This is a genomic window from Pseudomonas putida, from assembly GCF_030159595.1.
GTDB lineage: Bacteria > Pseudomonadota > Gammaproteobacteria > Pseudomonadales > Pseudomonadaceae > Aquipseudomonas > Aquipseudomonas putida_AC.
On record NZ_BSKJ01000013.1, the window covers coordinates 1 to 25,908 of the forward strand.

Sequence of the window (25,908 nt, forward strand, 5' to 3'; positions counted from 1 at the left end):
TGATGAAAAATCAGGACGAATACATCACCAAAGGTGTCAAAACAGCTTGCTGAAAACCATAGAATCTCCCACAGGGATCGCACAGCATTTGAAATCTGTGCAGCTCCTGTGGGAGCGGGCTTGCCCGCGAAAGGGCCGGTGCAGGTTATGGATCAGGCGCGCGAGTCGCGCACCATGTCCACATGCGGGATGCCGGCTTCGAGGAATTCCTCGCTGACTACGCGAAAGCCCAGTCGCTCGTAGAACGGCGTGGCGTGTACCTGGGCGCTGAGCATCTGCTGCTTCAGGTCGCGGTTCTGCGCTTCGACGATGACCGCATTCATGAGCGCGTCACCCACTTTCAATCCCCGCCAGTCCTTCAGCACGGATACCCGGCCGATAGTTCCGTCTGGCAGCAGGCGGGCAGTGCCGATCGGGTAGTCGCCTTCCAGTGCCAGGAAGTGCGCGGCGCTCGGGTCTTCCGAGTCCCACTCAAGCTCTGGCGGCACATGCTGTTCGGCAATGAACACCGCTTCGCGGATACGGCGGATGTCGGCGTTGTCTTTGTGCCAGTCGGCGAGGCGAACGCTGATCTTATTCATTGGCGAATCCCAGGCTTCCTTGTTTGACCAGCTGCTGTACCAGCATAAGGCCATCTTCGTCTTGCAGCCAGTCTGCCAGGTTTTCGATGTGCAGGGCGTCGGCCGCGCACACCAGCTTCAGCAGTTCGCGCAGTTTGCCCGGCAGCGGGCAGCTGCGGCCGCTGGCGAACAGCAGCAGGTCGTCTTCGAACTCCGACCAGGCCAGGCGTGCGCTCGGGTTGCGGATCAGGATGGCGCCTTGTTCCAGGGCCTCGACCAGCTCTTCCTCGCTCAGCTCTTCGCCAACGATCTGCTCGGGGTAACGTGGCTCGGTCATGAACTGGCCGAACCAGGTCAGCAGCAGGTCCTTGTCGTTCATGTGCTTGTCGAGCAGCGCCTTCAGTCGATCGAGGGCGTCGTGCTGGATCTGGTGCGGGTCGCTGGCCGGCTGGGCGTCGGCATCGCTGTAGCGCTCTTCGTCGGGCAGGAACTGGCCCAGGAAGTCGGTGAAGTGGGTCAGCACTTCGGCGGCGCTAGGGGCGCGGAAGCCGACCGAGTAGGTCAGGCAGTCGTCCACGGCCACGCCATAGTGGGCCAGGCGCGGTGGCAGGTAGAGCATGTCGCCAGGCTCCAGGGTCCACTCGCCGCTCTGTTCGAACTCGGCCAGGATACGCAGGTCGGCGTGCTCCAGCAGCGGGCTGTCGCTGCTGCACATCTGGCCGATCTTCCAGTTGCGCTGGCCGTGGCCTTGCAGCAGGAATACGTCGTAGTTGTCGAAGTGCGGGCCAACGCTGCCACCCGGGGCAGCGAAGCTGATCATCACGTCATCGATGCGCCAGCTGGGCAGGAAGCGGAAATTCTCCAGCAGTTCGGCCACTTCCGGGACGAACTGGTCCACGGCTTGTACCAGCAGGGTCCAGTCCTTTTCCGGCAGCTCGGCGAAGGTGTCTTCGTTGAACGGGCCGCGGCGCAGCTCCCACGGGTGGGCGCCGTGCTCCAGCACGATTCGCGACTCGACTTCGTCTTCCAGGGCTAGGCCAGCCAGTTCGTCGGGGTCGATCGGGCTGATGAAGTCCGGGAAGGCCTGGCGCACCAGCAGCGGCTTCTTCTGCCAGTAGTCGCGCATGAATTCGCGGGCCGAGATGCCGCCGAGCAGCTGCAGTGGAGTATCAGGATTCATGTTCAACCTATTGAAAAAACGTAATTTTCGTACGGGAATAAAAACGCCCGGCCAGGCCGGGCGTTGTACGCGACGGTCAGCTTAGATGCGTTTGGCCTGCGCTGCCGCGTTACCGATGTAGGTAGCGGGGGTCAGCAGCTTGAGCTCGGCCTTGGCGTCGGCTGGCATGTCCAGGCCGTCGATGAAGGTCAGCAGCGCGTCCGGGGTGATGCCCTTGCCACGCGTCAGCTCTTTGAGCTTCTCGTAGGGGTTTTCGATGTTGAAGCGGCGCATCACGGTCTGGATTGGCTCGGCCAGCACTTCCCAGCAAGCGTCCAGGTCGGCGGCGATGCGGGCTTCATTGACTTCCAGCTTGCCGATGCCTTTCAGGCTGGCTTCGTAGGCGATGACGCTGTGGGCAAAGCCCACGCCCAGGTTGCGCAGGACGGTGGAGTCGGTCAGGTCACGCTGCCAGCGCGAGATCGGCAGCTTGCTGGCCAGGTGCTGGAACAGCGCGTTGGCGATACCCAGGTTGCCTTCGGAGTTTTCGAAGTCGATCGGGTTGACCTTGTGCGGCATGGTCGACGAGCCGATTTCGCCAGCAACGGTCTTCTGCTTGAAGTAGCCCAGCGAGATGTAACCCCACACATCACGGTCGAAGTCGATCAGGATGGTGTTGAAGCGGGCGATGGCGTCGAACAGCTCGGCGATGTAGTCGTGCGGCTCGATCTGGGTGGTGTACGGGTTGAACTGCAGGCCCAGCTCGTCTTCGATGAAGGCGCGGGCGTTCGCTTCCCAGTCGACCTGCGAGTAGGCCGACAGGTGGGCGTTGTAGTTGCCCACGGCGCCGTTGATCTTGCCCAGCAGCGGTACGGCGGCAACCTGGGCGATCTGGCGCTCCAGGCGGTACACGACGTTGGCCAGTTCTTTACCCAGGGTGGTCGGCGAAGCCGGTTGGCCGTGGGTGCGCGACAGCATCGGCACGTCGGCGTGGGCGTGGGCCAAGGCGCGGATGGCGTCGGCGATCTGGCGCATCAGCGGCAGCAGCACGTCGTCACGGCCGGCGCGCAGCATCAGGGCGTGGGACAGGTTGTTGATGTCCTCGCTGGTGCAGGCGAAGTGGATGAACTCGCTGACCTTGGCCAGCTCAGGCAGCTGGGCGGCCTGCTCCTTGAGGAGGTATTCGATCGCCTTGACGTCGTGGTTGGTGGTGCGCTCGATTTCCTTGACACGCTCGGCGTGCTCCAGCTTGAAATCGGTGGCCAGGGTGTCCAGCAGGGCGTTGGCTTCGGCGGAGAACGCCGGCACTTCGCCGATCTGCGGGTGGGCGGCCAGGCGCTGCAGCCAGCGCACTTCGACCAGGGCGCGGAAACGGATCAGGCCGAATTCGCTGAAGATGGGGCGCAAGGCCTGGGTTTTGCCGGCATAACGGCCGTCTACAGGGGAAACCGCAGTGAGCGAAGAAAGCTGCATGGGGTGTTCTCGGACAGTCAGGCTTTTGGAAGGGCGCATATCATACATGAAAATTGCGCCCGAGTCGGGTGGCTGACCAAAGGTCGGCCCATCTATCTGGTGCGGCATTGTGCATTAACTGTTCTGGCCCTATCGCCGGCAAGCCAGCTCCCACAGGTACTGCGCTGGCCTTGAGCACAGTGCAAATCTTGTGGGAGCCGGCTTGCCGGCGATGAGGCCGGAACTGTCAGCCCCTGTCAGGAGGGGCTGCGCATCATGTCGTACAGTTCGTTCAGCAGCTTGCGCCGGCTGAATACCAGCTGCCAGCGGTGCCCGCCCAACTGACGCCACAGGCGAGCGGCGCGGATGCCGGCCAGCAGCAGGGCGCGGATCTTCGAGGCGTTGCTGGCCTGTTGCAGGAAGCGCATGTCACCATGCACCTGGATGCGCTGGCGCAAGGTGCTGAGCGTGTCCTGGTACAAGGCGCCACTGGAAGCGATGACGTTTTCATGAACCAGGCCGAAATGCTCGGCCTGGGACTGGATTTGCGGCAGGCGGTTACCGATGGTGTCGAGCAGGTCGCCACGCTTGTTCAGTTGACGCTCCAGGCCCAGCATCGACAAGGCATAGCGCAGTGGCTCGCGCTGCAGGCTGCTGGGGTCGCGCTCCAGGGCGCCGACCAGCGCACGGTAGCCGTCGCGCAAGTTCAGGTCGTCACCGCCGAACACCTCCAGGGTGTCCTTGGGGTCGCGCACCAGCAGGCTGCCAAGCATGCAGCCAATGTTGGCTTCACTGGCCTGGCCGGTGCGGGCGATGCGGTCGACCAGTACGGCGGCCTGAAAGACGCCACCCAGGGCAATCAATTGCTCCTGCAGGTTGCTCATGCGCGCGGGCTCCACGGCTCGGCGGCTTCGATCACGCCACCGCCCAGGCACACTTCGCCGTCGTAGAACACCACCGACTGGCCCGGGGTCACAGCGCGCTGCGGCTCGTCGAACACGGCGCGGTAGCCGGTTTCGGTCAGCTCAAGGGTGCACTGCTGGTCGCTCTGGCGGTAACGCACCTTGGCCGTTAGCTGTCGCGGGCTGCTGAGGTCGATCGGGTTGACCCAGAAAATCTCCGAGGCAAGCAGGGCGCGGGAGAACAGCCATGGGTGCTCGTTACCCTGGCCGACCACCAGCACGTTGCGGGTCAGGTCCTTGTGCAGCACGTACCACGGCTCGTCGCCGGCATCCTTCAGGCCGCCAATGCCAAGGCCCTGGCGTTGGCCGATGGTGTGGTACATCAGGCCATGGTGGCGGCCGATCACTTCACCTTCGGTGGTTTCGATGCTGCCCGGCTGGGCTGGCAGGTACTGTTTGAGGAAGTCGCTGAAGCGGCGCTCGCCAATGAAGCAGATACCGGTGGAATCTTTCTTCTTGGCGGTGGCCAGGCCATGTTTCTCGGCGATGGCGCGCACTTCTGGCTTTTCCAGTTCGCCGACCGGGAACAGGGTGCGGGCGATTTCCTTGCCGCCAACGGCGTGCAGGAAGTAGCTCTGGTCCTTGTTCGGGTCCAGGCCCTTGAGCAGTTCGGTGAGTTCACCGGTGTCGCGGCGGCGCACATAGTGGCCGGTGGCGATCAGGTCGGCACCCAGCGACAGGGCATAGTCTAGGAACGCCTTGAACTTGATTTCGCGGTTGCAGAGGATGTCCGGGTTGGGCGTGCGGCCGGCCTTGTACTCTTCAAGGAAGTGCTCGAACACGTTGTCCCAGTATTCGGCGGCGAAGTTGGCGGTGTGCAGCTTGATGCCGATGCGGTCGCACACGGCCTGGGCGTCGGCCAGGTCTTCGCGGGCGGTGCAGTATTCGGTGCCGTCGTCCTCTTCCCAGTTCTTCATGAACAGCCCTTCCACCTGGTAGCCCTGTTCCATGAGCAGGAGGGCGGAGACGGAAGAGTCCACGCCGCCGGACATGCCGACGATGACGCGGGTCTTGGCGGGGTCTTTGAGTGCTGGGCTGGTCATGGGTACCGGTGTGTATCAGAAGGAGAAAAACGCCGATTCTATCAAACGCGTGGCGTTGCGTCAGTCGCGTAGCAGTTCGAGGCTGTGCAAGGGGCCTTTGAGGTAATCGTCGAGGCAACGCGGCACCAGCTCGCTGCGCCAGCGGGTGGGGTCGGCGAGCAGTTCTTCGCGGGTCAGCCACACGGCGCGGACGATGTCGCTGTCCAGCGCCAGGTCGGCATGGTGGCGCACGGGGCGGGCGGCAAAGCAGATGCGTTGGTAGGTTACGCCGTTGCTGGGAGCGGTGTACAGGTAGATGCCAACCACACCGGTGAGCTCGACTTCCCAGGCGGTTTCTTCCAGGGTTTCGCGCAGGGCGGCCTGGGGCAGGGTTTCGTTGGGTTCGAGGTGGCCGGCGGGTTGGTTGAAGACGTGCTGGTTGGCTTTGAACTCTTCGACGAAGAGGAACTTGCCTTCGTGCTCGACGATGGTGGCGACGGTGATGTGGGGTTGCCAGGTCAATTCTTGTGCTCCATGGAGGACCCTGTGGGAGCGGGTTTACCCGCGAATGCGGCGGTACATTCAACATCGCATTCGCGGGTAAACCCGCTCCCACAGGGACCGAGACTGCCCTCTAGAAAGCACAAACCCCGGTGCGTGGCCGGGGTTTGGGCTGTTACTTCAAGCGAACCTTACAGGGCAGCAATGGCGCTGTTCAGGGTCTGGCTTGGGCGCATCACCTTGGCGGTCAGCTCGGCATCCGGGGCGTAGTAGCCGCCGATGTCGGCTGGCTTGCCCTGAACGGCGTTGAGCTCGGCGACGATGGTCTCCTCGTTCTCGGTCAGGGTTTTTGCCAGAGGGGCGAAGCGTGCCTGCAGGGCAGCGTCGTCAGTCTGGGCAGCCAGGGCCTGGGCCCAGTACAGGGTCAGGTAGAAGTGGCTGCCGCGGTTGTCGATACCACCGACTTTGCGCGAAGGCGATTTGTTGGTGTCGAGGAACTTGCCGGTAGCCTGGTCCAGGGTGTTGGCCAGAACCTTGGCACGCGGGTTGTCGTAGGTGTTGCCCAGGTGCTCCAGGGAAGCGGCCAGGGCCAGGAATTCACCCAGCGAGTCCCAACGCAGGAAGTTCTCTTCAACCAGCTGCTGCACATGCTTCGGTGCCGAACCGCCAGCGCCGGTTTCGAACAGGCCACCGCCGTTCATCAGTGGCACGATCGACAGCATCTTGGCGCTGGTGCCCAGTTCCATGATCGGGAACAGGTCGGTCAGGTAGTCGCGCAGCACGTTGCCGGTCACCGAGATGGTGTCCTTGCCTTCGCGGATGCGGGCCAGGGAGAACTTGATGGCGTCGACCGGGGCCAGAACACGGATGTCCAGGCCGGTGGTGTCGTGATCCTTCAGGTACTTTTGTACCTTCTCGATCATCACGCCGTCGTGGGCGCGGGCCGGGTCCAGCCAGAACACCGCAGGGGTGTTGCTCAGGCGGGCACGGTTGACGGCCAGCTTGACCCAGTCCTGGATCGGCGCGTCTTTGGTCTGGCACATGCGGAAGATGTCACCGGCTTCGACGTTCTGCTCCAGTACGACGTTGCCCTTGCCATCGACCACGCGCACGACACCGTCGGCCTTGATCTGGAAGGTCTTGTCGTGGGAACCGTACTCTTCGGCCTTTTGCGCCATCAGGCCAACGTTCGGCACGCTGCCCATGGTGGTCGGGTCGAAGGCGCCGTGCTTTTTGCAGTCTTCGATGGTGGCCTGGTAGATACCGGCGTAGCAACGGTCCGGGATCACAGCCTTGGTGTCTTGCAGTTCACCCGCGGTGTTCCACATCTTGCCCGAGTCGCGGATCATGGCCGGCATCGACGCGTCGACGATGACGTCGCTCGGTACATGCAGGTTGGTGATGCCTTTGTCGGAGTTGACCATGGCCAGGGCAGGGCGCTGGGCGTACAGGGCCTGGATGTCGGCTTCGATCTCGGCCTGCTTGTCGGCTGGCAGGTCCTTGATGCGGGCGTACAGGTCGCCGATGCCGTTGTTGGCGTTGAAGCCTACTTCGGCCAGGGCTGCGGCGTGCTTGGCCAGCACGTCGTTGTAGAACTCTTCGACGATGACGCCGAACATGATCGGGTCGGAGACCTTCATCATGGTGGCTTTCAGGTGCACCGACAGCAACACGCCAGCGGCCTTGGCATCAGCGATCTGTTCGGCGATGAAGGCTTTCAGGGCCTTGCGGCTCATGGTGGCGCAGTCGATGATTTCGGCGGCCTTGACGGCGGTTTTTTCTTTCAGGACGGTGGTGTTGCCGTCTTTGCCAACCAGCTCGATGCGCAGGCTGTCGTCAGCTTCGATCAGTGCGGCTTTTTCGCTGCCGTAGAAGTCGCCCTGAGTCATGTGGGCAATGTGCGACTTCGAATCGGCGGCCCAGGCGCCCATCTTGTGCGGGTGCTTGCGGGCGTAGTTCTTGACCGACAGCGGCGCGCGGCGGTCGGAGTTGCCTTCGCGCAGCACCGGGTTCACGGCGGAGCCCTTGATGCGGTCGTAGCGGGCACGGGACTCTTTTTCTTCCGCGGTGGCCGGCTCGTCGGCGTAGTCAGGGATGTTGAAGCCTTTGCCTTGCAGTTCCTTGATCGCGGCTTTGAGCTGCGGTACCGAGGCGCTGATGTTTGGCAGCTTGATGATGTTGGCTTCAGGGGTGGTAGCCAGCTGGCCCAATTCCGCCAGGTGATCGCCTACTTGCTTCTCTGCGCCCAGTTGCTCCGGGAAGGCGGCAAGGATACGGCCGGCCAGGGAGATGTCGCGGGTTTCGACGGCGATGTCAGCCGAGGCGGTGAACGCTTCGACGATCGGCAGCAGCGAGTAGGTGGCGAGGGCGGGGGCTTCGTCGGTGAAGGTATAGATGATCTTGGAACGGGTGGGCATGCGGGTTAACTCTCTGTGTGCTGAGCGTGCTCGAGTCTCGTGGTGCGCAGGGTAGGCGCATCGCCCTGGCAACGCCATGAGCGGAAAGTCGAGAGGCTGCGAGCGGTGATGGTGGATGCATCAGTCGAGCGTCAAGTGCTGGGGTGCGGTAACAACCCAGGCTTAGTGGCCATTCATGGCCTAGGGCGGTCCGCATTTTCCTGGGATTCGCCCCGATGACCCTTCGGTCGCGGCGGAGTATACCAAACCATTCGGGCTAATCAGCAAGGCCAAGTGATATCGGCCCATTTATAAGACCAAAGACTAAGCGGCAATGTGGCGGGTTGTCGCATGCCTTGCAGGTCGGCAGATGTGGTTTAGGCTCATTGCATCGCATGATGTCCAAACCACACCCGACAGCGGAGTAGTGCAAGCATGGGATACCAGAAAATCAAGGTTCCGACCGACGGCACCAAGATCACCGTCAATGCAGACCATTCGCTCAACGTGCCTGACAACCCCATCATTCCTTATATCGAAGGCGACGGGATTGGTGTCGATGTCTCGCCGGTGATGATCAAGGTGGTCGATGCTGCCGTGCAGAAAGCTTACGGCGGCAAACGCAAGATCGCCTGGATGGAGGTGTATGCCGGCGAGAAAGCCACCCAGGTGTACGACCAGGACACCTGGCTGCCCCAGGAAACCCTCGACGCCGTGCGCGATTATGTGGTGTCGATCAAGGGCCCGCTGACCACCCCGGTGGGTGGCGGCATCCGCTCGCTCAACGTGGCCCTGCGCCAGCAACTGGACCTGTATGTGTGCCTGCGACCGGTGCTGTGGTTCCAAGGCGTGCCCAGCCCGGTGAAAAAACCCGGCGATGTGGACATGGTGATCTTCCGCGAGAACTCCGAGGACATCTATGCCGGTATCGAGTGGAAGGCCGGTTCGCCCGAGGCCAACAAGGTGATCAAGTTCCTCAAGGAGGAAATGGGCGTTACCAAGATCCGCTTCGATCAGGACTGCGGCATTGGTGTGAAGCCCGTTTCGAAAGAGGGGACCAAGCGCCTGGTGCGCAAGGCCTTGCAATATGTGGTGGACAACGACCGTGAGTCGCTGACCCTTGTCCACAAGGGCAACATCATGAAGTTCACCGAAGGTGCCTTCAAGGACTGGGGCTACGAGGTGGCGCGTGACGAGTTCGGTGCCGAACTGCTCGATGGCGGCCCGTGGATGAAGTTCAAGAACCCCAAGACCGGCCGCGAGGTCATCGTCAAGGACGCCATCGCCGACGCCATGCTGCAGCAGATCCTGCTGCGCCCGGCCGAGTACGATGTGATCGCCACCCTCAACCTCAACGGTGACTACCTGTCCGACGCCCTGGCGGCGGAAGTGGGCGGTATTGGCATCGCGCCGGGCGCCAACCTGTCCGATACCGTTGCCATGTTCGAAGCCACCCACGGCACTGCGCCCAAGTATGCCGGGCAGGACAAGGTCAACCCGGGCTCGGTGATTCTCTCGGCAGAAATGATGCTACGGCACATGGGCTGGGCCGAGGCGGCCGACCTGATCATCAAGGGTACCAACGGCGCGATTGGGGCCAAGACCGTGACCTACGATTTCGAGCGGCTGATGGACGGCGCCACGCTGGTGAGCAGTTCAGGCTTCGGCGATGAAATGATCAAACATATGTAAGGCAAGAGAAAACCGGTCGCCTGGGTAAAAGGGCGACCGGTTTTTTCGTATTACGACACGGGGCGGCGATCAGGCTCGCACGGGTTCGCTTGCGGTCTGGCCTTGGGCCTTGGCAGGCGCAGCGGCAGCAGTGTCTTTGCCTTTTATGTTGACCGCGTGCAGGCCTTTGGGGCCCTGGATGATGTCGAACTCCACGGCCTGGCCAGCCTTTAGTGTCCTGTATCCGTCCATCTGGATGGCCGAGTAATGAGCGAAAAGGTCATCGGATTTACCTTCCTCATTGATGAATCCGTAGCCCTTGGCATTGTTGAACCACTTGACTTTACCGCTTGCCATCCCTATGTCCCTCTGCAAAGGACTCCATCACTGGAGTATCATCCACTTCATCCGCATACGAACCTTGCGAAAAATCTGGTTGACTGCGCGGATCTTTATCGACCACGGTGGGTTCTTATTGGTTGTAACACCGTTTTGCCGATAGTCAAGGTCGCCCGGCGCCTGCGCTGGCCGCGGCCTGTGCGGTCAACCCACTACCTTAACCTGACGCTCATGATGAAATTCTTTCCATGCATGCACCTAGTGAGATTCGACTAACATTCAATCAGGATCGCCCGCAATCGAATGAGGACGACGGCTCAGGTCTTGCAGTTCAGGAAGCCAAGCCGATCCTGCAGGCGCCACCGATGTACAAGGTGGTTTTGTTCAACGATGACTACACGCCAATGGATTTCGTCGTCGAAGTGCTCGAGACGTTCTTCAATCTGAACCGCGAGCTGGCGACCAAGATCATGCTGACCGTCCATACCGAGGGGCGGGCAGTGTGCGGATTGTTTACCCGTGACATCGCCGAAACAAAGGCCATGCAGGTCAACCAATACGCCAGGGAAAGCCAGCATCCGCTACTCTGTGAAATCGAGAAGGACGGTTAATCGCCGACCACTTGGGTATGAGGTGAAGCTATGTTAAACCGCGAGCTCGAAGTCACCCTCAATCTTGCCTTCAAGGAGGCCCGTTCGAAGCGTCATGAGTTCATGACCGTCGAGCATCTGCTGCTGGCACTCCTTGACAATGAGGCTGCCGCGACCGTTCTGCGCGCCTGTGGCGCCAATCTCGACAAGCTCAAGCACGACCTGCAAGAGTTCATCGACTCCACTACGCCGCTGATTCCTGTCAACGACGAAGACCGTGAAACCCAGCCGACCCTGGGCTTCCAGCGTGTGCTGCAGCGTGCCGTGTTCCATGTGCAAAGCTCCGGCAAGCGCGAAGTGACCGGCGCCAATGTGCTGGTGGCGATCTTCAGCGAACAGGAAAGCCAGGCCGTGTTCCTGCTCAAGCAGCAGAGCGTGGCCCGCATCGACGTGGTCAACTACATCGCCCATGGCATCTCCAAGGTGCCGGGGCATGGTTCGCAGTCTGAAAGCGACCAGGACATGCAGGACGAAGAGGGTGGCGAAACCTCCTCTTCGAGCAACCCGCTGGACGCCTATGCCAGCAACCTGAACGAGCTGGCCCGTGCCGGCCGTATCGATCCGTTGGTTGGCCGCGAGCAGGAGGTAGAGCGCGTCGCGCAAATCCTGGCGCGTCGGCGCAAGAACAACCCGTTGCTGGTGGGTGAGGCGGGGGTTGGCAAGACTGCCATCGCCGAAGGCCTGGCCAAGCGGATTGTCGATGGTCAGGTGCCCGACCTGCTTGCACAGAGCGTGGTGTACTCCCTTGACCTGGGCGCACTGCTGGCCGGTACCAAGTACCGTGGCGACTTCGAGAAGCGCTTCAAGGCGCTGCTCGGCGAGCTGCGCAAGCGCCCGCAGGCGATCCTGTTCATCGACGAGATCCACACCATCATCGGTGCCGGTGCGGCCTCGGGTGGGGTGATGGATGCCTCCAACCTGCTCAAGCCACTGCTGTCGTCGGGTGAAATCCGTTGCATCGGCTCGACCACCTTCCAGGAGTTCCGTGGCATCTTCGAGAAGGACCGTGCGCTGGCGCGGCGCTTCCAGAAGGTAGATGTCAGCGAGCCGTCGGTCGAGGATACCGTGGGTATCCTGCGCGGCCTGAAAGGGCGCTTCGAGAGCCACCACAACATCGAGTACAGCGACGAAGCCTTGCGCGCCGCCGCCGAACTGGCCTCGCGCTACATCAATGACCGGCACATGCCGGACAAGGCCATCGACGTGATCGACGAAGCCGGTGCCTACCAGCGCCTGCAGCCGGAGGCCAAGCGCGTCAAGCGCATCGATGTGCCGCAGGTCGAGGACATCGTTGCCAAGATTGCGCGGATTCCGCCGAAACACGTCACCAGTTCCGACAAGGAGCTGCTGCGTAACCTTGAGCGTGACCTGAAACTGACCGTGTTCGGCCAGGATCAGGCCATCGACTCGCTGGCTACCGCCATCAAGCTGTCCCGCGCCGGCCTCAAGTCGCCAGACAAGCCTGTCGGTTCATTCCTCTTCGCCGGCCCTACCGGTGTGGGCAAGACCGAAGCGGCGCGGCAGCTGGCCAAGGCGCTGGGCGTGGAGCTGGTGCGTTTCGACATGTCCGAGTACATGGAGCGTCACACCGTGTCGCGCCTGATCGGTGCCCCGCCTGGTTATGTGGGTTTCGACCAGGGTGGTTTGCTGACCGAAGCGATTACCAAGCAACCGCACTGCGTATTGCTGCTCGATGAAATCGAGAAGGCCCACCCGGAAGTCTTCAACCTGCTGCTGCAGGTAATGGACCACGGCACCCTGACCGATAACAACGGGCGCAAGGCTGACTTCCGTAACGTGATCCTGATCATGACCACCAACGCTGGCGCGGAAACCGCAGCGCGGGCTTCGATCGGTTTCACCCATCAGGACCATGCGTCCGATGCCATGGAAGTCATCCGCAAGAGCTTCACGCCAGAGTTCCGTAACCGCCTGGACACCATCATCCAGTTCGGTCGCCTGAGCCACGAAACGATCAAAAGCATCGTCGACAAGTTCCTTATCGAACTGCAGGCGCAGCTGGAGGACAAGCGTGTGCTGCTGGAAGTCAGCGATGAGGCGCGTGGCTGGCTGGCGGCGTCGGGCTACGACGTGCAGATGGGTGCGCGGCCGATGGCGCGGTTGATCCAGGACAAGATCAAACGGCCACTGGCCGAGGAGATCCTGTTTGGCGAGCTGGCCGAGCATGGCGGTGTGGTGCACGTCGACCTGCGCGATGACGAACTGGTGTTCGACTTCGAGACCACGGCTGAAGTGGCCTGAATGGTTGGGGGCTGCAAAGCGGCCCCTCAACAACCTGACAGGCACAAAAAAGCCCGGCACATGCCGGGCTTTTTCATGGCTGGAGCTTAGCGCGCACGGTAAGTGATGCGGCCCTTGCTCAGGTCGTATGGCGTCAGTTCGACGCGGACCTTGTCGCCAGTGAGAATACGGATGTAGTTTTTGCGCATCTTTCCGGAGATGTGCGCGGTTACGACGTGCCCGTTTTCCAACTCCACGCGGAACATGGTGTTGGGCAGGGTGTCGACGACAGTACCTTCCATTTCGAAGCTGTCTTCTTTCGACATGCAGTAGAACCCTCGGATCCAGTGTTGGCCCGACGCATAACCGCACCGGGCAAAAAAGTGGCGTGGATTATGCCGGAAAAGTGCGTGTCAAGCCAATGCTTTCAGTTGAGGGTGACCCAGCGCTGATTTATCAGCAGCTCGATAGGCCGATACTGCGTCTTGTAGTTCATTTTCTTGCAGTTCTTGATCCAGTAACCCAGGTATACCGCCTCCAGGTCCTGGCGCAGGGCTTCGGTGATTTGCCACAGGATGGCAAAACGGCCCAGGCTGCGGCGCTCCTCGTCCGGCTCGTAGAAGGTGTACACCGCCGACAGGCCGTTGGGCAGCAGGTCGCACACGGCCACCGCCATCAAGCGGCCTTCCAGACGGAATTCGTAGAACCAGCAGAACGGCAGGTCGCGCACCAGGAAGGTGGAAAACTGGTCGCGGCTGGGTGGGTACATGTCACCGTCGGCGTGGCGTGTTTCGATATAGCGCCGGTACAGATCAAAGTACTCTTCCTTGAACGTTGGGCGCGCTGCGGTCACGGTCAGGTCGGCGTTGCGCTTGAGGATGCGCCGTTGCTGGCGATTGGGGATAAAGCGCGCCGCCGGGATGCGCGCCGGCACGCAGGCATTGCAGTTCTGGCAGTGCGGGCGATACAGGTGGTCGCCACTGCGGCGAAAGCCCATTTCCGACAGGTCGGCGTACACGTTCACGTCCATCGGCTGGCTGGGGTCGAGGAACAGCGTGGTTGCCTGCTCCTCGGGCAGGTAGCTGCAGGAGTGGGGCTGAGTGGCATAGAACTTCAACCGCGCCAACTCTGTCATGATCAACCCCCTCGGTGAGACTTTGTTTTAAGTGTAAGCCAGCTACAGGAACTCGCCTAGGCAACCCATGTGGCGCTGTTGGGCTGGTCGAGGTGGCGTGCCAGGTAGCCGGCGAATTCGGTGCGGCTGATGGCATGGGCGCCCAAACTGTGCAGGTGGTTGGTCGGCATCTGGCAGTCGATGAGCACGAAGCCGGCCTGGCGCAGGTGGTTGACCAAGGTCACGAAGCCGACCTTGGAGGCGTTGTCGGCGCGGCTGAACATCGACTCGCCGAAGAACAACTGGCCCATGGCCAGGCCGTACAGGCCGCCAACCAGTTCGCCGTCCTGGCGCACCTCCACCGAGTGGGCGATGCCGCGCCGGTGCAGTTCGCAGTAGGCGTTGCGCAGGGTGTCGGTGATCCAGGTGCCGTCGGCGTAGTCACGTGGCGCGGCGCAGGCGGCGATCACGGCCGGGAAGTCGGTGTCGAAGCTGACCTGGTAGCGGCCCTGGCGCATCAGCTTGGACAGCGAGCGCGACACATGCAGCTGCTCGGGCAGCAGCACCGTGCGTGGGTCGGGTGACCACCACAGGATCGGCTGGCCGTCCTGATACCACGGGAAGCAGCCATGGCGATAGGCCTGCACCAGGCGCTCGGGGGTAAGGTCGCCGCCGGCTGCCAGCAGGCCGTTGGGGTCGTGCAGGGCCTTTTCCAGAGGCGGGAAGGTCAGCGAGTCGCGGGTTAGCCAGGTGAGCATGGTCTATCGTGCGGTGGGGGAGGGGAGAGGGCAGCATGGCGCGGGTAAAAAGCAGGGTCAATCTCTTTGGGCTCATTCCTCAAGGCCTGCACACGCTGTAGGCGCGGGCTTGCCCGCGAAGAGGCCGGCACAGGCGATGAATTTAGGCAATTTCCTACACATTCATGAAACCACAGGCACCATCCGCTACATTTGCTGTCACACCTGTGCAAAAACACAGCATAAGCCTTTGTCACAAAAGAAAATGCGTGCTCAAATTGCAGTCATACGAAAGTCGCCCCCACTCAAGTGCCTTACGGCGTGCCGTCATGGCAGTGGGCGGGCAGTAATGTTAAAAGTAGTGGTTCATTGGCCGCACCGCCGGCCGATCACTATTGGACGCGCAGCACGCGCAGGAATAGACGCGTTTTGAAGAAATCCACCGCAACCCCAGCTCCCTTGCCCGTGCCCCTGTGGCGGCAGCAGCTGCATTATCGCCTCAAGGAAGGTGCGTTGATCGCTGTCGGCGCCCTGTGCCTGTACCTGTGGATGGCGCTGCTGACTTACGACACGTCGGACCCAGGCTTCAGCCACACCGCCACCGTCGACCAGGTGCAGAACGCCGCCGGGCGTGCCGGTGCCTACTTCGCCGACATCCTGTTCATGGTGCTGGGTTACTTCGCTTATATCTTCCCGCTGCTGCTGGCGGTCAAGACCTGGCAGATTTTCCGTGAACGCCACCAGCCGTGGGACTGGAGCGGCTGGCTGTTCTCCTGGCGGCTGATCGGCCTGGTGTTCCTGGTGCTGTCCGGGGCGGCGTTGGCGCATATCCACTTCCACCCGCCGGCCAGCCTGCCGTTTTCCGCTGGTGGTGCACTGGGCGAAAGCCTGGGCGACCTGGCGCGCAATCTGTTGAACGTGCAGGGCAGCACGCTGATGTTCATTGCCCTGTTCCTGTTCGGCCTGACCGTGTTCACCGATTTGTCGTGGTTCAAGGTGATGGACCTGACCGGCAAGATCACCCTCGACCTGTTCGAACTGGTGCAGGGCGCCGCCAACCGCTGGTGGGAAGCACGCAACGAGCGCAAACGCCTGGAGGCGCAGCTGCGTGAGGATGAACCGGTGCTCAAGGCCTCGCCGATGGCCGCTGAGAAACGTGAGCCGGCCAAGCCGGCACTGCGCGAGCGTATCTTCAAGCGTGAAGAAGCGCCCGCCCCGGTTGTCGAGCCACGTGAGCCGACCCTGGGCCGCGAACCGATCGTTCCGCCACGTGAGGTTGCCCGTGAGCCGGTGGTGCCGCGTGAAACAGCAGTGCCCCGCGTACAGCACACCGCCCCGACCATCGTGCCGCCGGCAGCTGACAAGGCCCCGGAACCGAGCAAGCGGGTGATGAAGGAGAAGCAGACACCGCTGTTCATCGACAGCGCGGTGGAAGGTACCTTGCCGTCGATCTCCATCCTCGACCCGGCCGAGCAGAAGAAGATCGAGTACTCGCCAGAATCCCTGGCCGGTGTCGGCCAACTGCTGGAAATCAAACTCAAGGAGTTCGGGGTGGAAGTGGCGGTGGACTCGATCCACCCGGGCCCGGTGATTACCCGTTACGAAATCCAGCCGGCCGCTGGCGTGAAGGTCAGCCGCATCGCCAACCTGGCCAAGGACCTGGCGCGTTCGCTGGCCGTGACCAGTGTGCGGGTGGTCGAGGTCATCCCTGGCAAAACCACCGTGGGTATCGAGATCCCCAACGAAAACCGGCAGATGGTGCGCTTCTCCGAAGTGCTGGCCACGCCGCAGTACGACGAGCAGAAATCGCCGGTCACCCTTGCCCTGGGCCACGACATCGGCGGCAAGCCGGTGATCACCGACCTGGCCAAGATGCCGCACCTGCTGGTGGCCGGTACCACCGGTTCTGGTAAGTCTGTGGGTGTGAACGCGATGATTTTGTCGATCCTGTTCAAGTCCGGCCCGGAAGATGCGCGGCTGATCATGATCGACCCGAAAATGCTCGAGCTGTCGATCTACGAAGGCATTCCGCACCTGCTGTGTCCGGTGGTCACCGACATGAAGGACGCCGCCAACGCCTTGCGTTGGAGCGTGGCCGAGATGGAGCGGCGCTACAAGCTGATGGCGGCCATGGGCGTGCGTAACCTGGCCGGTTTCAACCGCAAGATCAAGGACGCCCAGGAAGCCGGCGAAATCATCCATGACCCGTTGTACCGTCGTGAGAGCATGGACGACGAGCCGCCCGCGCTGAAAACCCTGCCGACCATCGTGGTGGTGGTCGACGAATTCGCCGACATGATGATGATCGTCGGCAAGAAGGTCGAAGAGCTGATCGCCCGTATCGCCCAGAAGGCGCGGGCAGCCGGTATCCACCTGATCCTCGCCACCCAGCGCCCGTCGGTGGACGTGATCACCGGCCTGATCAAGGCCAACATCCCGACCCGCATGGCGTTCCAGGTGTCGAGCAAGATCGACTCGCGGACCATCATCGACCAGGGTGGCGCCGAGCAGTTGCTGGGCCACGGTGACATGCTGTACATGCCGCCGGGCACCAGCCTGCCGATTCGCGTGCACGGCGCGTTCGTTTCCGATGACGAGGTGCACCGCACGGTCGAAGCGTGGAAGCTGCGCGGTGCGCCGGATTACAACGACGACATCCTCAACGGTGTCGAAGAGGCCGGCAGCGGTTTCGACGGTGGCAGCGGTGGTGGCGATGGCGAAGATTCTGAAAGCGACGCCCTGTATGATGAGGCCGTGCAATTCGTGCTGGAAAGCCGCCGTGCGTCGATCTCGGCTGTGCAGCGCAAGCTGAAGATCGGTTACAACCGCGCCGCCCGCATGATCGAAGCCATGGAAATGGCCGGCGTGGTCACCCCGATGAACAGCAACGGCTCGCGGGAAGTGATTGCCCCGGGCGGCCCGCGCGACTGATGAACACCTTGCCGGGCGCCAACGGTGGCGCCCGGCCTTTTCAATGCTCAATGAGGATTCCCATGCGCGCGATTCGCATGCTGTTGGTTTCTGCCCTGACCCTGGGCTCGGTTACTGCTTATGCCGGTGAGCAAGACGTACAACGCCTGACCCAGCTGCTGGAAAAGTCGCAGACCATCGAGGCCAACTTCTCCCAGCTGACCCTGGGCGCCGATGGCACCAGCCTGCAGGAAACCTCGGGCAAGATGACGGTCAAGCGCCCGGGTCTGTTCTACTGGCACACCGATGCACCGCAGGAGCAGGTAGTGGTGTCGGACGGCAAGAACGTCACCCTGTGGGACCCCGACCTGGAACAGGCCACCATCAAGAAGCTCGATGTGCGTCTGAACCAGACCCCGGCCTTGCTGTTGTCCGGTGACGTGTCGAAGATCAGCCAGAGCTTTGATATCGCCTCCAAGGAGCAGGGCGAAGTGATGGACTTCACCCTCAAGCCGAAGACCAAGGACACCTTGTTCGACTCGCTGCGCGTGTCGTTCCGCAAGGGCCTGATCAATGACATGCAGCTGATCGACAGCGTCGGCCAGCGCACCAACATCCTGTTCAATGGCGTCAAGGCCAACCAGGCGGTGCCGGACAGCACGTTCAAGTTCGACATCCCCAAAGGCGCGGACGTGATCAAGGAGTAACCAGAGCTCGTCATGGACCTGTTTCGAAGCGAACCCGTCGCCCAGCCCCTGGCCGCCCGCCTGCGCCCGTCCAACCTGGACGAGTACGTCGGCCAGGAGCACCTGCTGGCACGCGGCAAACCGCTGCGCGAGGCGCTGGAGCAGGGGGCGCTGCACTCGATGATCTTCTGGGGGCCGCCAGGGGTGGGCAAGACCACCCTGGCGCGGCTGCTGGCGCAGTTTTGTGACGCACACTTCGAAACCGTGTCGGCGGTACTGGCCGGGGTGAAAGAAATCCGCCAGGCCGTCGAAGTGGCCAAGCAGCAGGCCGGCCAGTATGGCCGTCGCACCATTCTGTTCGTCGATGAAGTGCATCGCTTCAACAAGTCGCAGCAGGATGCCTTTTTGCCCTATGTGGAAGACGGCACCCTGCTGTTCATCGGCGCCACCACCGAAAACCCGTCGTTCGAGCTGAACAACGCACTGTTGTCGCGGGCGCGGGTGTATGTGCTCAAGAGCCTGGACGAGGCGGCGCTGCGCAAGCTGGTCAACCGTGCGCTGACCGAAGAGCGTGGCCTGGGCAAGCGCAACCTGCGGGTGGGCGACGACGCCTTCAAGATGCTGATGGCCGCCGCGGATGGCGATGGCCGGCGCATGCTCAACTTCCTCGAAAACGCTTCGGACCTGGCTGAAGACGGCAGCGAGATCGATGTCGAGATGCTGCAGAGCCTGCTCGGTGACAGCCGCCGCCGTTTCGACAAGGGCGGTGAGGCGTTCTACGATCAGATCTCGGCGCTGCACAAGTCGGTGCGCGGCTCCAACCCGGATGGCGCTTTGTACTGGTTTGCGCGCATGCTCGACGGCGGCTGCGACCCGCTGTACATCGCCCGCCGCGTGGTGCGCATGGCCAGCGAGGACATCGGCAACGCCGACCCGCGTGCGCTCAGCTTGTGCCTGGCCGCGTGGGACGTGCAAGAGCGTCTCGGCAGCCCCGAAGGCGAGCTGGCGGTGGCTCAGGCCATCACTTACCTGGCCTGCGCGCCGAAGAGCAACGCGGTGTACATGGGCTTCAAGACCGCCCTGCGCGAAGCGGCCGAGCACGGCTCGCTGGAGGTGCCGCTGCACCTGCGCAACGCCCCGACCAAGCTGATGAAACAGCTGGGCTATGGCGACGAGTATCGCTATGCCCATGATGAACCCGACGCCTACGCTGCCGGTGAGGATTACTTCCCCGATGAGCTGGAACCGCGTCAGTACTACCAGCCAGTGCCGCGTGGCCTGGAACTGAAAATTGGCGAGAAGCTGCGCCACCTGGCCGATCTCGACCGCAACAGCCCCCGCCAGCGGAGAAAGCCGTGATTGCATTGATTGCCGCAGTCAGCGCGGGTGGTATCGCTGGTACCTTGTTGCGCTTTGCTACTGCCAACTGGGTAGCAGCCCACTGGTCACGGCACTTCTATGCCGGTACGCTGGCGGTCAACCTGGTTGGCTGCCTGCTGATCGGCCTGCTTTATGGCTTGTTCTTGCATAAGCCGCTGGCGCCGGTCGAATTGCGCGCTGGCCTGATTGTCGGCTTCCTCGGGGGGCTGACGACTTTTTCCTCCTTCTCGCTCGATACCGTGCGCCTGATGGAAAGCGGGCAGGTGCCCCTTGCCTTGGGCTATACCAGTATCAGCGTGGTGGGCGGGCTGCTCGCCACCTGGGCTGGCTTGTCCCTGACCCGATTCTGAACCAACACCTACCTATAACGAGAGAACGATATGCTCGATTCCAAACTGTTACGCGGCCAACTTCAGGAAGTGGCGGAACGCCTGGCCTCCCGTGGCTTTAGCCTGGATGTCGCGCGCATCGAATCACTGGAAGAGCGCCGCAAGGCGGTGCAGACCCGCACCGAGCAGCTGCAAGCCGAGCGTAACGCCCGTTCCAAGTCCATCGGCCAGGCCAAGGCCAAGGGCGAAGACATCGCGCCGCTGATGGCCGATGTCGAGCGTATGGCTAACGAACTGGCTGCCGGCAAGACTGAACTGGACGCCATCCAGGCCGAACTGGACGGCATCCTGCTGACCATCCCCAACCTGCCGGACGCCAGCGTACCGGTCGGTGCCAGCGAAGACGACAACGTCGAAGTGCGCCGCTGGGGCACGCCGAAGGCCTTCGACTTCGAAATCAAGGACCACGTCGCCCTGGGCGAAGTCAGCGGTGGCCTGGACTTCGAAGCCGCCGCCAAGCTGTCTGGCGCCCGCTTTGCCGTGCTCCGTGGCCCGATCGCCCGCCTGCACCGTGCCCTGGCGCAGTTCATGATCAACCTGCACACCGGCGAGCACGGCTACGAGGAGCACTACACCCCGTACCTGGTGCAGGCTCCGGCCCTGCAGGGCACCGGCCAACTGCCGAAGTTCGAGGAAGACCTGTTCAAGATCACCCGCGAAGGTGAGGCTGACTTCTACCTGATCCCAACTGCCGAAGTGTCGCTGACCAATCTGGTAGCGGGTGAAATCCTCGACGCGAAGCAGCTGCCGCTGAAGCTGGTTGCCCACACCCCGTGCTTCCGCAGCGAGGCCGGTGCTTCTGGCCGTGACACCCGCGGCATGATTCGCCAGCACCAGTTCGACAAGGTCGAGATGGTACAGGTGGTGGAACCGGCCAAATCGATGGAGGCCCTGGAAGGCCTGACCGGCAACGCCGAGCGCGTGCTGCAACTGCTGGAGCTGCCTTATCGCGTGCTGGCCCTGTGCACCGGCGACATGGGCTTTGGCGCAGTGAAAACCTACGACCTGGAAGTGTGGGTGCCGAGCCAGGACAAGTACCGCGAAATCAGCTCGTGCTCCAACTGCGGCGACTTCCAGGCGCGCCGCATGCAGGCCCGCTGGCGTAACCCGGAAACCGGCAAGCCAGAACTGGTGCACACCCTTAACGGTTCCGGTCTGGCCGTAGGCCGTACCCTGGTTGCCGTGCTGGAAAACTATCAGCAGGCCGACGGTTCGATCCGCGTGCCAGAAGTGCTGAAGCCGTACATGGGTGGTGTCGAGGTCATCCGCTAAATGGATTACCTGCCGCTGTTCCACAAGCTGCAGGGCGGCCGCGTGCTGGTCGTCGGTGGCGGTGAGATTGCCTTGCGCAAGGCGCGTCTGCTGGCGGATGCCGGTGGCGTGCTGCGCGTGGTGGCGCCGGATGTCGACGGCCAACTGGCCGCGTTGGCCCGGGAAGGTGGCGGTGAGGTGCTGGTGCGTGGCTATCAGGCCGCCGACTTGGCCGGCTGCCGGCTGGTGATCGCGGCGACCGACGACCCTGGGCTGAATGCCCAGGTGTCGGCGGATGCGCAGGCCCTCAGCCTGCCGGTCAACGTGGTGGATGCGCCAGCGCTGTGTACGGTGATCTTCCCGGCGATTGTCGACCGCTCACCGCTGGTGATTGCGGTGTCCAGCGGCGGTGATGCCCCGGTACTGGCGCGCTTGATTCGCGCCAAGCTGGAGGCCTGGATTCCGTCGGCCTATGGTGAGCTGGCCGGGCTGGCAGCGCGCTTCCGGCACAAGGTGAAATCCTTGTATCCGGACGTCAACCAGCGCCGCGGCTTCTGGGAAACCGTGTTCCAGGGGCCGATTGCCGAGCGCCAGCTGGCCGGGCAGGGCGCCGAGGCTGAACGCCTGTTGCAGGCGATGGTAGACGGCGCGCCGGTGCAGCAGGGCGGTGAGGTGTACTTGGTCGGTGCGGGGCCGGGCGACCCGGATTTGCTCACCTTCCGCGCCTTGCGCCTGATGCAGCAGGCCGACGTGGTGCTGTACGACCGCCTGGTTGCACCTGCCATCATCGAAATGTGCCGGCGTGATGCCGAGCGCATCTATGTGGGCAAGCGCCGCGCCGATCATGCCGTGCCGCAGGACCAGATCAACCGCCTGCTGGTTGATTTGGCTCAGCAGGGCAAGCGTGTGCTGCGATTGAAGGGGGGCGATCCGTTCATCTTCGGCCGGGGTGGCGAAGAGATCGAAGAGCTGGCCGAGCATGGCATTCCGTTCCAGGTGGTGCCGGGCATTACGGCGGCCAGCGGGTGTTCCGCGTATGGCGGGATTCCGCTGACTCACCGTGACTACGCCCAGTCGGTGCGCTTCGTGACCGGGCACCTGAAGGATGGCACCAGCAACCTGCCGTGGGATGATCTCGTAGCGCCTGCGCAGACCCTGGTCTTCTACATGGGCTTGGTGGGTTTGCCGACCATCTGTGCCGAGCTGATTCGCCATGGGCGGGCGGCCAGTACGCCGGCTGCGTTGGTTCAGCAGGGCACTACGCGTAATCAGCGGGTATTCACCGGTACCCTGGCGGATTTGCCAGACTTGGTGGCCCGGCATGAAGTGCATGCGCCGACCCTGGTGATTGTGGGGGAGGTGGTGCAACTGCGTGAAAAGCTGGCCTGGTTCGAAGGTTCGCAAAACAGCTGAAATCGCCGGGGCTGCACAGCAGCCCCGGCTATCTCAAGCCTGCCAAATCCCCTTGCCCGCCAATCGCTCGCGATCATGCGCCAGGTTGAAATCCTGCAACGGCCCTTTAGGCACGATCCCGGTCGGGTTGATGGTCTTGTGGCTCATGTAATAGTGCTTCTGGATATGCTCCATATCCACCGTAGCCGCCACCCCTGGCCACTGGTACAGCTCACGCAGCCAGTTCGACAGGTTGTGATAGTCGCTCAGGCGGCGCAGGTTGCACTTGAAGTGCCCGTGGTACACTGCATCGAAGCGCACCAGCGTGGTGAACAGGCGTACATCAGCCTCGGTCAGGTACTCACCGGCCAGGTAGCGATTGCGGCTTAGCAAGTCATCCAGATAATCCAGTTCGTTGAACACATCGTCGAAGGCCGCCTCGTAGGCGTCTTGCGTGGTGGCAAAGCCTGCGCGGTATACGCCGTTGTTCACCGCCGGGTAAATGCGCTCGTTCAGCGCCTCGACTGCGGGGCGCAGTGGTTCGGGGTACAGGTCCAGCGTATTGCCGGTCAGCGCGTTGAACGCGCTGTTGAAGATACGGATGATCTCCGACGATTCATTGTTGACGATGCGCTTCTCTTTCTTGTCCCACAGCACGGGTACGGTCACGCGGCCGGTGTAGTGCGGGTCATCCTGGGTGTAGCGCTGGTGCAGGTACTCCAGTGCGTCGAGGTGATCGCCCGTAGAGCCTTGTTGCACATCGAAGGTCCAGCCGTGGTCCTGCATCAGCCAGCTGACCACCGACACGTCGATCAAGGGCTCCAGGCCTTTGAGGGCGCGGAGTATCAAGGTGCGGTGGGCCCATGGGCAGGCCAGTGAGACGTACAGGTGGTATCGGCCGGCTTCGGGGGCGGGCAGCTGATTGCGGCGTTGGGCGTTTTCACGCTTGAACGTGCCGTCCTTGCCGTTTTCATACCACTGGTCATGCCAGCGGCCGTCGATCAAAAGGCCCATGAGTGAGCTCCTCGGAACAAAGATGTTTGTCGTTGGAGCCCAGTCTAGGCCAAATCGTTCGAATAAATAGCGCAAATAACCGGGTTATATGATCGATTAAATCGATTTGTTTCGCGTATCCCAATAGCTTTGGGCTGTTGCGAACGCCTGCTCGCGGTCTTGTCCCAAGCCACGCAATGCCAGGGCCATGGTGGCGATGAGGGCCTTCTCGCCATAGCTGTCTTCGACCTCGCCACGCCAGAATGCTAGCAAGTGCTCGGCCTGCAAGGTGGCCGGTTTCACATGGCGGCGCTCGCTCAGCGCTGGCCACTCTTCATCCCACGCGTCGCCTGACGTGGTGCCGTAAAGGTGGCTGATGACATCGGGGTTGACCTCGATCTCGCCGCCATCACCCTTGATCACCACGGCATGGTCGCCCAGCAGGCGGCTGGCCTCGCGGTGTACCGCCTGGTAACCGGGGTGGAAGATGCTCTGCAGGCCGCAGCGTGCGCCCAGCGGGTTAAGCACTCGGGCCAGTGAGTGGATGGGCGACCGCAGGCCCAGGGTGTTGCGCAGGTCGATCATGCGCTGTAACTGCGGCGCCCAATCGTGCAGCGGGAAGAATGCCAGTTGCTGTTGGTCGAGGGCATTGCCGACGGCGGCCCAGTCGCGGCACAGCGGGATCTGCAGCAGCTCGAGCAACTGCTCGCTGTACATGCGCCCGGCGGTGTGCGCACCGCCGCCGTGCATCAGGATGCGCACGCCATTGCCAGCCAGGCACTTGGCTGCCAGCAGGTACCAGGGCAGGTGGCGCTTCTTGCCGGCGTAGGTGGGCCAGTCCAGGTCCACCGCAATGCTCGGTGCTTGCAGGTGGGCGCGCAGGGCCTCGGTGAAACCGGCCAGCTCTTCGGCGCTTTCTTCCTTGTGGCGCAGCAGCATCAGGAAGGCACCCAGCTGGGTGTCTTCGACCTTGCCTTCCAGGAGCAGGGTCATGGCGGCACGGGCTTCTTCGCGGGTCAGGCCGCGCGCGCCGCGCTTACCTTTGCCGAGAATGCGCACGAATTCGGCGAACGGGTGTTCGGCCGGGGTTTCCAGTGTTAAAGGGCGAGGTTCGGTCATATGCAGTTGGTCGGCTTGGGCAGGCCCGCCAGCTTGGCGGCAAGTTTGGCGGGGGTGCCGTTGAACAGGCGGTTCAGGTGCGGGCTGTTGCCCTTTTCCGGGCCCAGCTTCAGGGCTGTGTACTTGATCAGCGGGCGCGTGGCCGGGGACAGCTGGTATTCCTCGTAGAACTGGCGCAGCAGTACGAGGATTTCCCAGTGGTCCGCGGTCAACGGGATGCCCTCGCGCTCGGCCAAGGCCTCGGCGGCGGCGTGGGACCAGTCTTGCAGGTCGACCAGAAAGCCGTCCTTGTCCAGGGCGATCGCCTGATCACCAATGTTGAGCGTATTCATAGCCAGCTGTTGACCTTGTCGTAGTGCAGCGACAGCTCGACGAAACCGGCGTAGTCCACGGCCTTGGCCAGGTCATTGTCGACCGCGCGTGCCTGCACGTCTTCTTCAAGGGCGTACAGGCGCCCGGTCAGGTGGGCGGCTTGCAGCAGGTGGTGCGGCTCGCTGTCGCTGCGCAAGGCATACACCGCATCACCGCACAGCAGCAGCGCGTCGTCGGTGCCGAGCAGGCGCAGGCAGCTGGCCAGGCGCTCGTCGCCAAACGGGGAGTGGGCAATTACATGCAGGGTCGTCATCAGAGCGTTACCACCTGGTCGAAACGGGCGATCAGCGCCGACAGGGCCGCGTCATCGAGCACTTGCACCGGCAGCGCCAGGGTGTCGGGTGCCAGGCCGCGGCGGGTGAGGCTGTGGCTGCAGGCGAACAATTCTTCAACGCCGAACATTGGCAGTGCTTGCAGGTTGGCGGCCAGGTTCTTCTGCTGCACGGCTGCGGGTTGCTGGTCTGGCGCAAGTTGGAACACGCCATCGTCGAGGAACAGCATGCCCAGTGGCAGATCGAACGCGCCCCCGGCCAGGGCGATATCCAGCGCTTCGCGGGCGGATGGGCCGTTCCACGGGGCCTGGCGGCTGATGATCAACAAGGATTTGGCCAT

General features: G+C 62.6%; 25 protein-coding genes. 9 read left to right on the top strand and 16 right to left on the bottom strand.

Annotation, left to right across the window (positions count from 1 at the left end; all coding sequences use genetic code 11):
- Positions 1-152: 152 nt before the first annotated feature.
- The 7 genes from QQL85_RS23400 to QQL85_RS23430 all read right to left on the bottom strand — a co-directional run bounded on the left by QQL85_RS23400 (position 153) and on the right by QQL85_RS23430 (position 8,073).
- Positions 153-581 (bottom strand): GNAT family N-acetyltransferase, encoded by a 429-nt coding sequence (locus QQL85_RS23400; RefSeq protein WP_284356953.1) that lies wholly within the window; start codon positions 579-581, stop codon positions 153-155.
- On the bottom strand, positions 574-1,740 hold the full coding sequence (locus QQL85_RS23405; RefSeq protein WP_284356952.1) for a cupin domain-containing protein: 1,167 nt from the start codon (positions 1,738-1,740) through the stop codon (positions 574-576). The genes QQL85_RS23400 and QQL85_RS23405 overlap by 8 nt, the downstream gene beginning before the upstream one ends.
- Before the next feature lie 81 nt (positions 1,741-1,821).
- The gene (gene purB, locus QQL85_RS23410; protein ID WP_284356951.1) at positions 1,822-3,192 is read right to left on the bottom strand and encodes an adenylosuccinate lyase; all 1,371 of its coding nucleotides are present in this window, start codon (positions 3,190-3,192) and stop codon (positions 1,822-1,824) included.
- Positions 3,193-3,428: 236 nt separating this feature from the next.
- Positions 3,429-4,055, bottom strand: a complete 627-nt coding sequence (gene hflD, locus QQL85_RS23415; protein WP_015270973.1) for a high frequency lysogenization protein HflD — start codon at positions 4,053-4,055, stop codon at positions 3,429-3,431.
- Positions 4,052-5,176, bottom strand: coding sequence for a tRNA 2-thiouridine(34) synthase MnmA (gene mnmA / locus QQL85_RS23420; protein ID WP_284356950.1), 1,125 nt, complete (start codon positions 5,174-5,176; stop codon positions 4,052-4,054). Before mnmA ends, hflD begins: the two co-directional genes overlap by 4 nt.
- Positions 5,177-5,236: 60 nt before the next feature.
- On the bottom strand, positions 5,237-5,677 hold the full coding sequence (locus tag QQL85_RS23425) for an NUDIX hydrolase (RefSeq protein ID WP_284356949.1): 441 nt from the start codon (positions 5,675-5,677) through the stop codon (positions 5,237-5,239).
- Between the two features lie 170 nt (positions 5,678-5,847).
- A complete protein-coding gene (locus QQL85_RS23430; RefSeq protein ID WP_284356948.1) occupies positions 5,848-8,073 on the bottom strand; it encodes an NADP-dependent isocitrate dehydrogenase in 2,226 nt (741 codons plus the stop codon).
- A gap of 414 nt (positions 8,074-8,487) precedes the next feature.
- Between QQL85_RS23430 and icd the strand changes: the two genes are divergently transcribed.
- A complete protein-coding gene (gene icd, locus QQL85_RS23435) occupies positions 8,488-9,744 on the top strand; it encodes an NADP-dependent isocitrate dehydrogenase (protein WP_284356947.1) in 1,257 nt (418 codons plus the stop codon).
- 69 nt (positions 9,745-9,813) lie between these two features.
- On the opposite strand, the gene cspD is transcribed toward icd, so the two are convergent.
- Entirely contained in the window at positions 9,814-10,080 is a 267-nt protein-coding gene (gene cspD, locus QQL85_RS23440) for a cold shock domain-containing protein CspD (RefSeq protein WP_284356946.1), read from the bottom strand.
- 230 nt (positions 10,081-10,310) lie between these two features.
- Here cspD and clpS point away from each other — a divergent pair, with 230 nt between their 5' ends.
- Together clpS and clpA are read left to right on the top strand one after the other, a co-directional pair.
- The gene (gene clpS / locus QQL85_RS23445; protein WP_013973290.1) at positions 10,311-10,673 is read left to right on the top strand and encodes an ATP-dependent Clp protease adapter ClpS; all 363 of its coding nucleotides are present in this window, start codon (positions 10,311-10,313) and stop codon (positions 10,671-10,673) included.
- Between the two features lie 30 nt (positions 10,674-10,703).
- Positions 10,704-12,974: an ATP-dependent Clp protease ATP-binding subunit ClpA gene (clpA, locus tag QQL85_RS23450; protein ID WP_284356945.1), complete on the top strand. Its 2,271-nt coding sequence runs from the start codon at positions 10,704-10,706 to the stop codon at positions 12,972-12,974.
- 86 nt (positions 12,975-13,060) lie between these two features.
- Here the strand turns inward: clpA and infA are convergent, their stop codons facing one another.
- From infA to aat, 3 genes are all read right to left on the bottom strand, one after another.
- The gene (gene infA, locus QQL85_RS23455) at positions 13,061-13,279 is read right to left on the bottom strand and encodes a translation initiation factor IF-1 (RefSeq protein WP_002553999.1); all 219 of its coding nucleotides are present in this window, start codon (positions 13,277-13,279) and stop codon (positions 13,061-13,063) included.
- A gap of 101 nt (positions 13,280-13,380) precedes the next feature.
- Entirely contained in the window at positions 13,381-14,088 is a 708-nt protein-coding gene (locus QQL85_RS23460; RefSeq protein ID WP_284356944.1) for an arginyltransferase, read from the bottom strand.
- A gap of 56 nt (positions 14,089-14,144) precedes the next feature.
- Positions 14,145-14,825 carry a leucyl/phenylalanyl-tRNA--protein transferase gene (aat, locus tag QQL85_RS23465; RefSeq protein WP_284356943.1) on the bottom strand — a complete coding sequence of 227 codons (681 nt, stop codon included), beginning with the start codon at positions 14,823-14,825 and terminating at the stop codon, positions 14,145-14,147.
- Between the two features lie 348 nt (positions 14,826-15,173).
- On the opposite strand from aat, the gene QQL85_RS23470 reads away from it, so the two are divergent.
- The 6 genes from QQL85_RS23470 (at position 15,174) to cysG (ending at position 22,833) form a co-directional block, all read left to right on the top strand.
- Positions 15,174-17,735 carry a DNA translocase FtsK gene (locus QQL85_RS23470; RefSeq protein WP_434482171.1) on the top strand — a complete coding sequence of 854 codons (2,562 nt, stop codon included), beginning with the start codon at positions 15,174-15,176 and terminating at the stop codon, positions 17,733-17,735.
- 62 nt (positions 17,736-17,797) lie between these two features.
- Positions 17,798-18,421, top strand: coding sequence for an outer membrane lipoprotein chaperone LolA (lolA, locus tag QQL85_RS23475; RefSeq protein WP_284356941.1), 624 nt, complete (start codon positions 17,798-17,800; stop codon positions 18,419-18,421).
- Positions 18,422-18,433: 12 nt separating this feature from the next.
- Positions 18,434-19,759, top strand: a complete 1,326-nt coding sequence (locus tag QQL85_RS23480) for a replication-associated recombination protein A (protein ID WP_028613325.1) — start codon at positions 18,434-18,436, stop codon at positions 19,757-19,759.
- Entirely contained in the window at positions 19,756-20,130 is a 375-nt protein-coding gene (gene crcB / locus QQL85_RS23485) for a fluoride efflux transporter CrcB (protein ID WP_284356940.1), read from the top strand. The genes QQL85_RS23480 and crcB overlap by 4 nt, the downstream gene beginning before the upstream one ends.
- Positions 20,131-20,160: 30 nt before the next feature.
- Positions 20,161-21,441, top strand: a complete 1,281-nt coding sequence (serS, locus tag QQL85_RS23490) for a serine--tRNA ligase (protein ID WP_284356939.1) — start codon at positions 20,161-20,163, stop codon at positions 21,439-21,441.
- Positions 21,442-22,833 (top strand): siroheme synthase CysG, encoded by a 1,392-nt coding sequence (gene cysG, locus QQL85_RS23495; protein WP_284356938.1) that lies wholly within the window; start codon positions 21,442-21,444, stop codon positions 22,831-22,833.
- A gap of 33 nt (positions 22,834-22,866) precedes the next feature.
- On the opposite strand, the gene QQL85_RS23500 is transcribed toward cysG, so the two are convergent.
- The 5 genes from QQL85_RS23500 to tusC all read right to left on the bottom strand — a co-directional run bounded on the left by QQL85_RS23500 (position 22,867) and on the right by tusC (position 25,908).
- Positions 22,867-23,826, bottom strand: coding sequence for a glutathione S-transferase family protein (locus QQL85_RS23500; RefSeq protein WP_284356937.1), 960 nt, complete (start codon positions 23,824-23,826; stop codon positions 22,867-22,869).
- Between the two features lie 96 nt (positions 23,827-23,922).
- The gene (locus tag QQL85_RS23505; protein WP_284356936.1) at positions 23,923-24,924 is read right to left on the bottom strand and encodes a glycosyl transferase family protein; all 1,002 of its coding nucleotides are present in this window, start codon (positions 24,922-24,924) and stop codon (positions 23,923-23,925) included.
- The gene (locus QQL85_RS23510) at positions 24,921-25,256 is read right to left on the bottom strand and encodes a TusE/DsrC/DsvC family sulfur relay protein (protein ID WP_284356935.1); all 336 of its coding nucleotides are present in this window, start codon (positions 25,254-25,256) and stop codon (positions 24,921-24,923) included. The genes QQL85_RS23505 and QQL85_RS23510 overlap by 4 nt, the downstream gene beginning before the upstream one ends.
- The gene (gene tusB / locus QQL85_RS23515) at positions 25,253-25,549 is read right to left on the bottom strand and encodes a sulfurtransferase complex subunit TusB (protein WP_284356934.1); all 297 of its coding nucleotides are present in this window, start codon (positions 25,547-25,549) and stop codon (positions 25,253-25,255) included. The genes QQL85_RS23510 and tusB overlap by 4 nt, the downstream gene beginning before the upstream one ends.
- On the bottom strand, positions 25,549-25,908 hold the full coding sequence (gene tusC, locus QQL85_RS23520; RefSeq protein WP_284356933.1) for a sulfurtransferase complex subunit TusC: 360 nt from the start codon (positions 25,906-25,908) through the stop codon (positions 25,549-25,551). Before tusC ends, tusB begins: the two co-directional genes overlap by 1 nt.